Annotated in this window: 12 protein-coding genes; 10 read left to right on the top strand and 2 right to left on the bottom strand. The window is 62.8% G+C overall.

The window, feature by feature from the left end; translation table 11 throughout:
• Nucleotides 1-15: 15 nt before the first annotated feature.
• Nucleotides 16-1,218: an HlyD family secretion protein gene (locus tag K0P03_RS15275; protein WP_130514052.1), complete on the bottom strand. Its 1,203-nt coding sequence runs from the start codon at nt 1,216-1,218 to the stop codon at nt 16-18.
• 143 nt (nt 1,219-1,361) lie between these two features.
• Here K0P03_RS15275 and K0P03_RS15280 point away from each other — a divergent pair, with 143 nt between their 5' ends.
• The 6 genes from K0P03_RS15280 to K0P03_RS15305 all read left to right on the top strand — a co-directional run bounded on the left by K0P03_RS15280 (nt 1,362) and on the right by K0P03_RS15305 (nt 9,167).
• Nucleotides 1,362-2,021: a TetR/AcrR family transcriptional regulator gene (locus K0P03_RS15280; RefSeq protein ID WP_272789996.1), complete on the top strand. Its 660-nt coding sequence runs from the start codon at nt 1,362-1,364 to the stop codon at nt 2,019-2,021.
• 146 nt (nt 2,022-2,167) lie between these two features.
• On the top strand, nt 2,168-2,920 hold the full coding sequence (locus tag K0P03_RS15285) for a TerC family protein (RefSeq protein WP_023515732.1): 753 nt from the start codon (nt 2,168-2,170) through the stop codon (nt 2,918-2,920).
• A gap of 295 nt (nt 2,921-3,215) precedes the next feature.
• Nucleotides 3,216-4,988: an SLC13 family permease gene (locus K0P03_RS15290; protein WP_023515733.1), complete on the top strand. Its 1,773-nt coding sequence runs from the start codon at nt 3,216-3,218 to the stop codon at nt 4,986-4,988.
• 175 nt (nt 4,989-5,163) lie between these two features.
• Nucleotides 5,164-6,633, top strand: a complete 1,470-nt coding sequence (gltX, locus tag K0P03_RS15295) for a glutamate--tRNA ligase (protein WP_272789997.1) — start codon at nt 5,164-5,166, stop codon at nt 6,631-6,633.
• 13 nt (nt 6,634-6,646) lie between these two features.
• Nucleotides 6,647-8,140 carry a lysine--tRNA ligase gene (gene lysS / locus K0P03_RS15300; RefSeq protein ID WP_272789998.1) on the top strand — a complete coding sequence of 498 codons (1,494 nt, stop codon included), beginning with the start codon at nt 6,647-6,649 and terminating at the stop codon, nt 8,138-8,140.
• A gap of 199 nt (nt 8,141-8,339) precedes the next feature.
• The gene (locus K0P03_RS15305; protein ID WP_272789999.1) at nt 8,340-9,167 is read left to right on the top strand and encodes a class I SAM-dependent methyltransferase; all 828 of its coding nucleotides are present in this window, start codon (nt 8,340-8,342) and stop codon (nt 9,165-9,167) included.
• Between the two features lie 41 nt (nt 9,168-9,208).
• Here the strand turns inward: K0P03_RS15305 and K0P03_RS15310 are convergent, their stop codons facing one another.
• Nucleotides 9,209-9,901, bottom strand: a complete 693-nt coding sequence (locus K0P03_RS15310; protein WP_272790000.1) for a hypothetical protein — start codon at nt 9,899-9,901, stop codon at nt 9,209-9,211.
• A 212-nt stretch (nt 9,902-10,113) separates the two neighbouring features.
• On the opposite strand from K0P03_RS15310, the gene K0P03_RS15315 reads away from it, so the two are divergent.
• The 4 genes from K0P03_RS15315 to K0P03_RS15330 are packed head-to-tail and all read left to right on the top strand — an operon-like array spanning nt 10,114 to nt 13,602.
• Nucleotides 10,114-11,016: a metal ABC transporter substrate-binding protein gene (locus tag K0P03_RS15315; protein WP_272790001.1), complete on the top strand. Its 903-nt coding sequence runs from the start codon at nt 10,114-10,116 to the stop codon at nt 11,014-11,016.
• Nucleotides 11,013-11,882 carry a manganese/iron ABC transporter ATP-binding protein gene (locus K0P03_RS15320; protein ID WP_023517469.1) on the top strand — a complete coding sequence of 290 codons (870 nt, stop codon included), beginning with the start codon at nt 11,013-11,015 and terminating at the stop codon, nt 11,880-11,882. The genes K0P03_RS15315 and K0P03_RS15320 overlap by 4 nt, the downstream gene beginning before the upstream one ends.
• On the top strand, nt 11,879-12,751 hold the full coding sequence (locus K0P03_RS15325; RefSeq protein WP_272790002.1) for a metal ABC transporter permease: 873 nt from the start codon (nt 11,879-11,881) through the stop codon (nt 12,749-12,751). Before K0P03_RS15320 ends, K0P03_RS15325 begins: the two co-directional genes overlap by 4 nt.
• Nucleotides 12,748-13,602 carry a metal ABC transporter permease gene (locus tag K0P03_RS15330; protein WP_272790003.1) on the top strand — a complete coding sequence of 285 codons (855 nt, stop codon included), beginning with the start codon at nt 12,748-12,750 and terminating at the stop codon, nt 13,600-13,602. The genes K0P03_RS15325 and K0P03_RS15330 overlap by 4 nt, the downstream gene beginning before the upstream one ends.
• Nucleotides 13,603-13,698: the final 96 nt, after the last annotated feature.

Here is a 13,698-nt window from a genome sequence, read left to right on the forward strand (position 1 = left end):
CCTTGCTGGAGGTCTCTACTCGGCCTTGGCGGCGACCGCCGTACCGTCCGGCGCCGTGCGGCTGTCGACATCGACGACGACGCTGAGGCCGGCACGCAGCTTTCCGGTGTCCAGCGCCTCCCGGGGGATGGCGATACGGACCGGCACGCGCTGCGTGACCTTGGTGAAGTTGCCCGTGGCATTTTCCGCCGGCAGCAGCGAGAAGACCGAGCCGGAGGCCGGCGCGATCGAATCGACCGTGCCGAGGATGTCGTCGTCCTCGTAGGCGTCGACATGAAGGTGCACCTTCGAGCCCGGCACGAGATGGGCGATCTGCGTTTCCTTGAAATTCGCCTCGACATAGAGGTCCTTCACCGGCACGAGCGCGGCAAGACGCTGGCCGGCCGAAACGAGGTCGCCGACCTGCACCGAGATGTTGCCGACGACACCGTCATAGGGCGCCTTCAGCACGGTGAAGCCAAGGTCGCGTTCGGCCTTGTCGCGGGCAAGCTCAAGCGTGCGAATCTGGCTTTCGGCCTCCGCACGCTGCGCTTCCAGCACGGTGATCGCCGCCTTGGCGGCGACGATATTGGCGTCCGCGCCGACGAGATTTGCCTTGGCCTGGTCCAGCGCCACGGTGGCGCTGTCGAGCGACGCGGTGGTGCCGACAGCCTTGGCATTCAGCTCCTTGGCGCGTTTTTCCGCAACTTCAGCTCCGCTGAGGGCAGCCTGATAAGCTGTCTTCTGGGCGTCCGCCTGGGCAAGGCTCGCCCTGGCACCCTCGATCTGCGCATCGATGCGGCCGAGCGCAAGCTTCTGCGTCGCGATCTGCGCTTCGGCCTGCTCGCGGGCGAGCCGGTAGTCGCCGTCATCGAGCGTGACGAGCGGATCGCCGGCCTTCACCGTCTGGTTGGCAACGGCGTTGACCACGGCCACATAGCCGGAAACCTTGGGAGAGATGGAGGCGATGTCGCCCTCGATATAGGCGTCATCCGTCGAGATCATGAATCGGCCGTTCGTCCACCATTCATGGCCATACCACCCGGCGGCGGCAATGAGGGCGACCGCAAGGATCGGCAGCGCAAGGCGCCGACCGCCCTTCCTGGCCTCCGGCTGGGCGACGACCGCGGCAGGAGCAGCCTCTGCGGTGCTTGCCGGCCGCGCCTCGGCGGTCTCGGCCTCGAAATCATCGTTGACCGGGCGAACCTTCGCCGTGCCGGGGCCATGGGAAGTCGACATGGGCTTGCCACCATCTCTGGGATAAAATTCGAACTGAACCGTTCGGTTCGATTTGACATAGACTTCTTTCTCGCGCATATCAAGTACAAATCGAACCAGGCGGTTCGAAATTGATCGCACAGGTCTCGAACACGGGAACGGAGATGCAGACGACGGAAGACAAGCTGGACGCCCCGCAGACCGGGCGCCGCATTGCCGGCGAGGACCCCGCCAAGCGCGAACAGATCCTCGACGGTGCAAAACGCGTGTTCATGGAGCAAGGCTTCGAAGCCGCCAGCATGAACGATATCACGCGCGCCGCCGGCGTCTCCAAGGGCACGATCTACGTCTATTTCGAGAACAAGGAAGACCTCTTCGGCTCGATGATCGAGCGTGAGCGCCAGCGGATCACCGAGACGGTACGCCACGTGCTCGACGGCCGAAAGCCGATCGCCGAGACGCTGAAGGAGTTCGGCCTGCTCTTTGCCACCCACATGACGGCGGACCAGACGATCCGCGCCATGCGCATGGTGATTGCCGCCAACCATCGCATGCCGAAGCTCTGTAGCCGCTTTTTCTCCGCAACACCGATCAACCCGGTCTCGGTACTGCAGGAATATCTCGACCGTCAGGTGGCGGCCGGCATCGTCATTTCGGACGACACGGCCCATGCGGCCAAGCAGTTCATCGAGCTTACAACGGTCGGCCTTTTCAAGCCCCGCATCTTCGGCGCGATGGAAGAGGTGCCGCAAAGGAGCGTGATCGAAGAAAACGTCGCTTCGGCAATACGGGTCTTCCTCGCCGCCTATGGCGCAAAGCCCTGAGGACGTGGACGGCCGCTATCCACCGTCCATCAGATGACGAAATCGTGATCAGGGCCTGAACGGCCGCGGCTCAGCTTGCCACCGGTCAATTTCTGCATAAATACGGAAGTCCATTCTCAAACCGTATTTTTGGAGAGGAAGACCGGATGGACAGCATTCTTGCGCTCATGCAAGACCCGGCCGCCTGGGTAGCCCTCGTCACGCTCGTCGTGATGGAGGTCGTTCTCGGCATCGACAACCTTATCTTCATCTCGATCCTGACGAACAAGCTGCCCCCCGAGCATCGCGAACGCGCCCGCCGCATCGGTATCGGCCTCGCGCTCGTCATGCGCCTTGCGCTGCTCGGCACCGTCGCCTGGATCGTCCAGCTCACCACCCCGGTCTTCGAGGCCTTCGGCCATGGCTTCTCCTGGAAGGACATGATCCTGATCGCCGGCGGCCTCTTCCTCGTCTGGAAGGCGACGAAGGAAATCCACCACAATGTCGATCCCATCGACCACAAGGAAGACATGGTGGGCGGTGCGGCATCGACGACCTTCGCGGCAGCGATCAGCCAGATCCTGCTGCTCGACCTCGTCTTCTCCGTTGACAGCATCATCACCGCCGTCGGCATGACGCCGCACCTGCCGATCATGGTGGTCGCTGTCCTCGTCGCCGTTGCGGTCATGCTGCTGGCGGCAAACCCGCTCGCCAACTTCATCGAGAAGAACCCGACGATCGTCATGCTGGCACTGGCCTTCCTGCTGATGATCGGCACCACGCTGATCGCCGAGGGCATGGGACTGCATGTGCCGAAGGGCTATATCTACGCCGCCATGGCGTTCTCGGCCCTCGTCGAGGTGCTGAACATGTTCTCCCGCAACGCGCGGCAGAAAGCCAAGGGTTCGGTCAAACACTGAAAAAGCAACCGGCGGGATCCTCATCCCGCCGGTTTCGCTTTTGCGGCCTGCTGAAGGCAGACCGGACAGGTGGGGAGTTCAACCGCCCTTCCGTTGGCCACCGGAAGAAACCGGAAAAACGTCCATGTCCTCCATCTCCGTCGCGTCCGGTTGACACGGCCCGCCTTCTCTTGGCAAACCGGTCGTCGGGTGGATTGTTCCGCGAAAGTTTATGCCCGGTTTGCGCCTCGCGCTGGAACCGGAAAGGCCCGTACGGAATTCATGCCGAGCATCGTCCCGCCGCACGGACCAGAACATGACCCTTGAGCAGACCTTCGCCTTCGTCGTCATCGCCCTGATGATGGCGGCGTTCATCTGGGGACGGTTTCGCTATGACCTCGTCGCCTGTTGCTCGCTGCTCCTGGCGCTCGCACTCGGCATCGTACCCTTCAATAAAGCCTTTTCCGGCTTCAGCGACGATATCGTCATCATTGTCGGCAGCGCGCTGATGGTGAGCGCGGCCGTCGCGCGCTCCGGCATCGTCAACCTCGCGGTGAAGCGTTTTTTCCCGAACCTCACTTCCGGGCGCGCGCAACTCGCGCTGCTGCTCGTCTCGGTGGCGGTGCTGTCCGCCTTCATCAAGAATATCGGCGCGCTCGCCATCATGATGCCGCTCGCCTTCCAGTTCGCCCGGAAATCCGGCATGCCCGCCTCGAAGTTCCTGATGCCCATGGCCTTTGCCGCGCTGCTCGGCGGCCTGATGACGCAGATCGGCACCTCGCCGAACATCGTCGTCTCGCGGCTGCGCCAGGAGATTACTGGCGAGAGTTTCACGATGTTCGATTTCACGCCGGTCGGCGCGCTGCTCGCCGTCTGCGGCATCCTTTTCATGCTGTTCTTCAACCGGATCGTACCGGAACGCACCAACAGCAACGCCAGCATCGAGGAGTCGCTGGAGGCGGCCGCCTATTCCTCAGACGCCACGGTGGAAGAAGGCTCTCCCTCGGTCGGCAAGTCGCTGAACGACGTGCTGAAGCACGGCGACGGTGAGGTGATCGCAACCGCCATCATCCGTGGCCATGTCCATCTCTCTCCCCTGCCCGATGTCCGTCTTGCCGCTGGCGACACGATCCTGATGGAGGGCACGGCAAGTGCGCTCGACAAAGTCGTTTCCGCCGCCGGCCTCATGCTCTCGGGCAAGCCGATCCGCGCCGGGCGCGGTGAGGAAGGGGAGATCAGCGCCATCGAGGCCGTGGTCGGCAACGATTCCCGGCTCATCGATATTTCGGCGCGCAGCATCGCGCTGTTTCATTCCTACGGCATCAACCTGCTTGCCGTCAGCCGCCAGGGCGCGCGATTGCGGGAAAAGCTCTCCGAGGTGCGGTTGCGCCCCGGCGACATGGTCGTGCTGCAGGGCAACAATCGCACCCTGCCGACGCTTTTGCCGGAACTCGGCCTGCTCCCCCTCGCCCAGCGCGAGATTTTGCTCGGCGCACCCCGCCGGGCAATCATACCCGTCTTGATCCTGATCGCCGCCATGGCCTCCACAGCGCTCGGATTCGTGCCGGTTGCGACCGGTTTCTTCGCCGCCGCCGTTGCCATGGTGCTCTTCCGCGCCGTGCCGCTGCGCGAAGCCTATGCCGCGCTCGACGGGCCGATCCTCATCATGCTCGCCTGCCTCATTCCGGTGTCCGACAGTCTGCGTACGACAGGCGCCAGCGAACTCATCGCCGGCTGGTTGGGCGACGTCGCCGTGCACCTGCCACCCTTCGGCGCGCTCGCCCTCATCCTGCTCACCGCCATGGCGATCACCCCCTTCCTCAACAATGCCGCAACCGTGCTCGTGATGGCGCCGATCGCGGCAAGTTTCGCAGGTGCGCTTGGCTACCGGCCCGAGGCCTTCCTGATGGCGGTCGCAATCGGCGCGGGCTGTGATTTCCTCACCCCTGTGGGACACCAGTGCAACACATTGGTGATGGGCCCGGGCGGCTACAAGTTCGCCGACTATCCTCGGGTCGGCCTGCCCCTGTCCTTCCTCATCGTACTCGTCAGCGTGCCCGCACTGCTCTACGTCTGGCCGGTGCAATAGGCAGGGCTGACTTTTTCTTGACGTGCCGGGCTGAATATGGTCTCAACCAGCCCAACGGAAAGCCTTTTCCCGCCGCATATCCGGCACAAAACCGGGCTTTCCCTCCCTAACGTGACGCCTTCGACGCCGGAACCGCCGGCCGGGGGCGTAAAACCATGTCAAGACGGGCCAAACCATGAGCACTTCCGCAACCGCCTCCGGCGTTCGCGTACGCATCGCACCCTCCCCGACCGGCGAGCCGCATGTCGGCACTGCCTATATCGCGCTGTTCAACTATCTCTTTGCCAAGAAGAACAACGGCACCTTCATCCTGCGCATCGAGGATACGGACGCGACGCGCTCCACGCCCGAATTCGAGCAGAAGGTGCTGGACGCGCTGAAATGGTGCGGCCTGGAATGGTCCGAAGGCCCGGATATCGGCGGTCCCTACGGCCCCTACCGCCAGTCCGACCGCAAGGAGATCTATCGTCCTTTCGTCGACAAGATTGTCGCGAACGGCCACGGCTTCAAGTGTTTCTGCACGCCCGAGCGGCTGGCGGAAATGCGCGAAGCACAGCGCGCCGCCGGCAAGCCGCCGAAGTATGACGGCCTTTGCCTACATCTTTCGGCCGAAGAGGTGACCAAGCGCGTCGAAGCCGGCGAGCCGCATGTCGTGCGCATGAAGATCCCGACCGAGGGCTCCTGCAAGTTCGTCGACGGCGTCTACGGCCCGGTTGAAATCCCGTGGGATGCCGTGGACATGCAGGTCCTGCTCAAGGCCGACGGCATGCCGACCTATCACATGGCGAACGTCGTCGACGACCACCTGATGAAGATCACGCATGTCGCGCGCGGCGAGGAGTGGCTCGCCTCCGTGCCGAAGCACATCCTCATCTACCAGTATCTCGGGCTCGAGCCGCCGGTTTTCATGCACCTGTCGCTGATGCGCAATCACGACAAGTCGAAGCTGTCGAAACGCAAGAACCCGACCTCGATCTCCTACTATTCCGCGCTCGGCTACCTGCCGGAAGCGCTGATGAACTTCCTCGGCCTGTTCTTCATCCAGATCGCCGAAGGTGAAGAGCTGCTGACCATGGATCAGCTCGCCGAAAAGTTCGACCCGGAAAACCTCTCCAAGGCCGGCGCGATCTTCGACATCCAGAAGCTCGACTGGCTGAACGGCCGGTGGCTGCGCGAGCAGCTTTCGGAGGAAGAGTTCGTCCAGCGCGTGCTGTCCTGGGCGATGGAGAACGACCGCGTCCGCCAGGGCCTGAAGCTCTCGCAGTCGCGCATCTCTAAGCTCGGCGAACTGCCCGACCTTGCCGGCTTCCTGCTGAAGTCCGATCTCGGCCTGACGCCGGAGGCCTTTGCCAAGGTGAAATCGACGCCGGAAGAAATCCTCGAAGTGCTCAATCAGGTCCAACCCGACCTCGAAAAGATGCCGGAATGGACCGTCGAGAGCATCGAAGCGGAACTGCGCGCCAGCGCCGACAGGCTCGGCAAGAAGCTGAAGGTCGTGGTCGCCCCGCTCTTCGTCGCCGTCTCCGGCTCGTCGCGCTCGCTGCCGCTGTTCGATTCGATGGCCATCCTCGGCCGCTCCGTCGTGCGCCAGCGCCTGAAGGTGGCCGCGCAGGTGGTCGCCTCGATGGCCGGCAGTGGAAAGTAAGGAAGCAACAACAATGAACGAGAAGACAGAAACCGCCCTTTCCTCGGACCCGACGGAAGTCCGCCGCCAGAAGCTCGACCAGCTGCGCCAGACCATCGGCGACGTCTATCCGGCGCATTTCCACCGGACGATGACCAATGCCGAGCTTGCGGCGAAATACGAGACGCTGGAACTCGACACCGAGAGCGGCGACGTCGTGACGGTCGCCGGCCGCGTCTATTCTTCGCGCAATTCCGGCATGTTCATGGACATCCATGACGCCTCGGGCAAGATCCAGATCTTTTCCCACAAGGACACGACGCCGGAAGAGGCGCGTGCGCTGCTGCCGATGATCGACATCGGCGACATCATCGGCGTGACCGGCGTCGTGCGCCGCACCAAGCGCGGCGAACTGACGATCAACGCACAGCAGATCGTCATGCTGACGAAGACCCTCTTGCCGATGCCGGAAAAGTGGCATGGCGTGGCGGATGTCGAAATCCGCTATCGCAAGCGCCATCTCGACATCATGACCAACGAGGAATCCAAGCTCCGCTTCCAGCAGCGTTCGAAGATCGTCTCTGGCATCCGCCGCTTCATGGAAAACGACGGCTTCATGGAAGTCGAGACGCCGATGCTGCACTCCGTCTATGGCGGCGCAACGGCCGAGCCCTTCAAGACGCACCACAACACACTGAAGCTCGACATGTTCCTGCGCATCGCGCCGGAACTGTTCCTGAAGCGCACGCTGGTCTCGGGCCTGACCGACAAGGTGTTCGAGATCAACCGCAACTTCCGCAATGAGGGCGTATCGACCCGGCACAATCCCGAATTCACGATGATGGAGTGCTACTGGGCCTATGCCGACTACGAGGACATCATGGACCTCGTGGAGCGCCTCTTCGCCGAGCTGGCAGTCAAGATCCACGGCTCGACGGAATTCGCCTATGGCGACAAGGAACTCTCCTTCAAGGGGCCGTTCAAGCGCGTGCCGATGCCTGACGCCGTCAAGGAAGCGACCGGCATCGACTTCCTCGCCATCAAGACCGACGAGGAGGCCCGCGCCGCCGCCAAGGCAGCCGGCTTTGAAGTCGAGAAGGACTGGACCTGGGGCGAATGCCTGGCCTTCATCTTCGAGGAGAAGGTCGAGCCGACGCTGATCCAGCCCTCGCATGTCACGCATTTCCCGAAGGACATCTCGCCCTTCGCCAAGGAAGTGCCGGGCGAACCGCGCCTCGTCGAGCGTTTCGAGACCTATTGCAACACCTGGGAACTCGGCAACGCCTTCTCCGAACTCAATGACCCCGAAGAGCAACGCGCCCGCATGGTCGAGCAGCTCGAACAGGCCCATGCGCGTGGTGAGAAGTCCAAGCAGCTCGACGACGAGTTCCTCGACGCCATCGACCAGGGCATGCCGCCGGCCGGCGGCCTCGGCATCGGCGTCGATCGCCTGATCATGTTGCTCACCAACGCGCCGTCGATCCGCGACGTCATCCTCTTCCCGGCGCGCCGCGCGAAGAGCGACTGAGCACCGACGCTGCACCAGCCTTCCACCCTTAAAAAGCGCTCCCCACGGGGCGCTTTTTTGTTGCGCGGCAGCGCCGCACAGCACCAGCCACACACAAGCCATCGCCGCGAGAATGGGCGGACTTACGTGTGCCCATGGGTTCGTCACAGGCTGTTTCGGAACGTATCAAGCACGCGCGCTGCCACCACCGAGGATAGACATGACGAACTACAGCGCCCATATCAACGAAGACGTGCTCCGGACCTGGTTTTCGGCAAAAACCCTTGCGGATCCTCAACTGGCACGGTTCATCGAAACCCATGACCTGCAGAAGATAAAGCCGACGTTCAAGGATATCTGCAACCGCCTGTTCGGTTGCGACAATCCCTATCATGCCTATCGGCCGGAGCTCCTGCCTTCACCGATGTCCTATACCCCGCATATCGGCCCGGCGACGCTGGGCGCGATAGAGGCTGCACTTGGCCGCCGACCCAGCTTCGGCCTGGAGGTCGGCAGCTTCATCGGCAGCAGCGCAACGATCCTCGGTTCCTGGCTGCGTGAAACCGGCGGAACCCTGATGTGCATCGACACCTGGTGCGGCGACATCAACATGTGGCTTCTCGGGAATTTTTCGGGAACCATGCGGAAGATGGACGGAAATCCGGTCATCTTCGACCATTTCATGAACGCGATGTTCAACAACGGCCTCACCGAAACGGTCGTGCCGTTCCGCGTTTCCTCGATCGTTGCCGCCAGAACCCTCAAGGTCCTCAACTACGACATCGATTTCGTCTATCTCGACTCCGCCCACGAATGCGGCGAGACCTTCCTCGAACTGTCGCTGTACTACGACCTTCTTCCGCAGGGCGGCGTCATCATCGGCGATGACTACCTGATGTTCCCCGCGGTCAAGCACGACGTCGATCTGTTCTGCAAGATCAACAACCTCCAGCTGAACTTCACAGGGGAAGGCGATACCTGGCTGATCCAGAAGCCGGTACACGTCGAAACGGCGGCCGTCGTCGAGGTGGTAGCGGAAGACGCCTGAGAGGCACCGCCACGGCACAGGCCTTGAACGGCCGCTGATCTTCAGTGGCTGCTTGCCGCGACCTCGTGCGTGCCGCCCTCCGCGGCGGCCGCACTTTCCGCCGGAGCACCGTCGCCGGCCCCCTCTTTCGCCTCGCCATCAATCGCGGCCGTCTCGGTGCCATCAACAGCACTCGGATCGACGCAATCCGCGCGGTCTTCCATCGCAGTCACGATGACCTTGATCTCATCCAGCGAAAGTTCCTTGCGTTCGCCGTAGAATTCACCGTTGCCCGCCGGCTGCCCGGTCGTGTAGCGCGCGACGAACGGCGCCGCCATGCCGGGAATGGCGGCAGGATTGCGCGCGAAAAGCACCTCGGCACCGATGGCCCGGCCACGCATGTCGGCCCGGTTCACCGGACCCGCGGCATCGAGCAGGATGACCTGGTAGAGATCGGCTTCCTCATTGTTGGACACGGCGCCGGCGACGCGCAACGCCGTCTTGATGCGCACATCCCCGTCTTTGGCGTCCGAGCGCACATATTTACGCAACCATTGCTGGCCATTCCTATCGAGGCGAACGGTGGACACCGTCGTGCAGACGGCGCCCGACACCTGTTCTGCCGGTGGCCCGAGCAGTGCATCGCGCCCGACAAAAATCGCGGCCGCCCCTGAGGCACCCGTCAACACGACGATGCCGGTGACGATGATCAGAAGCTTCCGGGACAAGCGGAAGGAGGTCGGAAGGAACTTCACGGGCGATGGTCTTCTCTTAAAACGCAGGAACACGAACGCGCCGAGAGCGCGCGAACTGCCCGCACTGTACAAGCCGTGCGTTTCGGAAGTTTTAAACGCGGGGCGTCCGATTTCGGGACGCTGTTGCGAATGATTTGCAATTGCGTTGACAGGAGCAAAAACAGCCCTATAGTTTAATGCAACTCATTCGCAAAAGCACATCAGGAGAGCCGATGCTCCGCCGTTCATTTCATGCCTTTCTTCTCAGCCTGCCGCTCCTTGGTGCGGCCCCTGCTTTTTCCCCCGCCTTCGCCCAGGAAAAACCGAAGGTCGTCACGACCTTCACCATCATCGCCGACATCGCAGCGAATGTGGCGGGCGATGCCGCCGTGGTCGAATCCATCACCAAGCCCGGCGCCGAGATCCACAACTACCAGCCGACCCCGCGCGACATCCTGAAGGCACAGGATGCCAAGCTGGTTTTGTGGAACGGGCTGAACCTCGAACTCTGGTTCCAGAAATTCCTCGCCAATCTCGGCGACGTGCCGAACGCTACCGTCAGCGACGGCATCGAGCCGATGAGCATCGTGCAGGGCCCCTATGAGGGCAAGCCGAACCCGCATGCCTGGATGTCGCCGGCCAATGCGCTCGTCTATGTCGAGAACATCCGCAAGGCACTGGTCGCGCTCGATCCCGCCAATGCCGCGACCTACGATGCCAATGCCAAGGCCTATAGCGCCAAGATCACGGCACTCGGCGCAGAGATGAGGGCGAAGATCGACGCATTGCCGGAAGAAAAGCGCTGGCTCGTCACCAGCGAAGGCGCCTTCAGCTATCTGACCCGCGATTTCGGCCTGAAGGAACTCTTCCTCTGGCCGATCAACGCCGACCAGCAGGGCACGCCCAAGCAGGTGAAGGCGGTGATCGACGCGGTGCGCGAACACAACATCCATGTCGTCTTCTCCGAAAGCACCGTTTCCGCCGACCCGGCAAAACAGGTCGCCGCCGAAACGGGCGCAGCCTATGGCGGCGTGCTCTATGTCGACTCGCTGAGCGAGGTGGATGGCCCCGTGCCGACCTATCTCGATCTCCTGCGCGTCACATCGGAGACCATCGTGAAAGGCCTGTCACAATGATGATGGGCGGCAGGCCGAAGAAGGTGGACGGCATTCGCGCCGAGGACGTGACGGTCACCTACCGCAACGGCCATACGGCGCTTACACATGCCAGCTTCTCCGTGCCGAAGGGTACGATCACCGCCCTTGTCGGCGTCAACGGCGCCGGCAAGTCCACGCTCTTCAAGGCGATCATGGGCTTCGTGCCGGTCGCCGCCGGCAGGGTGACGATCCTCGGCCTCTCGGTGAAGGAGGCGCTGAAGAAGAACCTCGTCGCCTATGTGCCGCAGGCGGAAGAGGTCGACTGGACTTTTCCCGTGCTCGTCGAGGACGTCGTGATGATGGGCCGCTACGGCCACATGAACTGGCTGCGCATCCCGACGAAACGCGACCACGAGATGGTCGACGAGGCCCTTGCCCGCGTGAACATGACCGCCTTCCGCAAGCGCCAGATCGGCGAGCTCTCGGGCGGGCAGAGAAAACGCGTCTTCCTTGCCCGCGCACTGGCGCAGGAAGGCCAGGTGATCCTCCTCGACGAACCCTTCACCGGCGTCGATGTGAGAACCGAAGAGCAGATCGTCGAACTGCTCGGCAAGCTGCGCGACGAAGGCCGCGTCATGCTGGTCTCCACGCACAATCTCGGCAGCGTTCCCGATTTCTGCGACCGCACCGTCTTCGTGAAAGGCACCGTCATCGCCTCCGGCCCGACGGCCGAGACCTTTACCGAAGCCAATCTCGAGCGTGCCTTCGGCGGCGTGCTGCGCCACTTCATCCTCGGGGGCCACGACCTGCACGACGACGAGGACAAGCGCTCCGTCAAGGTCATCACCGACGACGAACGCCCCTTCGTCATCTACGGCGAGCGCGACACGGAGAAGACGCCGTGATCGACATGCTCCTCGAGCCTTTCGGCTACGGCTACATGGTGAATGCCATGTGGGTGAGTGCACTGGTCGGCTGCATATGCGGCTTCCTTTCCGCCTATCTCATGCTGAAGGGCTGGTCGCTGATCGGCGACGCGCTCTCCCATTCCATCGTGCCCGGCGTTGCCGGTGCCTACATGCTGGGCTTGCCCTTTGCAGCCGGCGCCTTTCTTTCCGGCGGGCTTGCCGCCGCCGCGATGCTCTTCCTCAACCGCAAGACGCGATTGAAGGAAGACGCCATCATCGGCATGATCTTCTCCTCGTTCTTCGGCCTCGGCCTCTTCATGGTCTCGCTCGCCCCGACCCCGGTGAACATCCAGACGATCGTGCTCGGCAATATCCTCGCCGTCAGCCCGGAGGATACGATCCAGCTTGCCATCATCGGCGTCGTTACGCTCGTCATCCTGCTCTTGAAGTGGAAGGACCTGATGGTCACCTTCTTCGACGAAAGCCATGCCCGCTCGATCGGCCTCAATCCGATGGGCCTGAAGATCCTGTTCTTCACGCTGCTCAGCGCCTCGACGGTCGCAGCCATGCAGACGGTCGGCGCCTTTCTGGTCATCGCCATGGTGGTGACGCCGGGCGCGACCGCCTATCTGCTGACAGACCGTTTCCAGCGGCTGATCACGATCGCCGCCGCGCTGGGCGCCGGCACCAGCTTCGTCGGCGCCTATATCTCCTATTTTCTCGACGGCGCGACGGGCGGCATCATCGTCGTGCTGCAGACGGTGATCTTCCTTGCCGCCTTCCTCTTCGCACCGAAACACGGCCTTCTTGCCGCGCGCCGCAGGAGCCGCCGCGCGCTTGAAACCCTGGGGGCCAAGCAGCCATGAACGAGACCCTCGAACTCGCAATCATGCCCTTCCAGCTCGCCTTCATGCAGAACGCCTTTCTGGTGACACTGATGATCGCGGTGCCGATGGCGCTGCTCTCCTGCTATCTCGTGCTGAAGGGCTGGTCGCTGATGGGCGATGCGGTCTCGCATGCCGTGCTGCCGGGCGTCGTCATCGCCTATGTCGTGGGCCTGCCCTTCGCGACAGGTGCCTTCGTCGCGGGCCTGTTCTGCGCCCTTTCGGCCGGCTATCTCAAGGACAACAGCCGGGTGAAGGAGGACACCATCCTCGGCATCGTCTTTTCCGGCATGTTCGCACTCGGCCTTGTTCTCTATGTGAAGATCCAGCCGGATATCCATCTCGACCACATCCTCTTCGGTGACATGCTCGGCATCGCCACGTCCGATCTCGTGGAAACGGCGGCGATCGCAGCGGCCGCGACGGCCTTCATCCTTCTCTTCCGCAAGGACCTCCTGGTGCATGCCTTCGACAGACAGCACGCCTCGGCCATCGGCCTGCCGGTGAAACTGCTGCATTACGGTCTGCTCGCCGTTCTGTCCCTCGTCGTCGTCGGTGCGCTGAAGGCGGTCGGCATCATCCTCGCCATCGCCATGCTGGTCGCGCCGGGCGCCATCGCCACCCTCGTCACACGGCGCTTTCCGAGCATGCTCATGGTTGCCGTCGTCGTCGCCCTTGGTGCCACCTTCTTCGGGATCTGGCTGAGCTTCCTCATCGACAGCGCCCCGGCCCCGACCATCGTGCTGCTGATGACCATCCTCTTCATACTCGCCTTCCTGTGGCAGGTGCTCCAGAGCCGTAAACCGGCACAGGAGGCCGGAAAACAGGCCTGAACGGCCACGGTTTGCGGCTCAGTCGACAGCCGTGCGCTTTCCGTCTATCGTCCGCCGCAATCCGCCGTTCCTGCTTCGCGGGCGGCGGCGCAACGA

The organism is Shinella sp. HY16, assembly GCF_028534175.1.
In the GTDB taxonomy this organism is placed as follows: Bacteria; Pseudomonadota; Alphaproteobacteria; order Rhizobiales; family Rhizobiaceae; genus Shinella.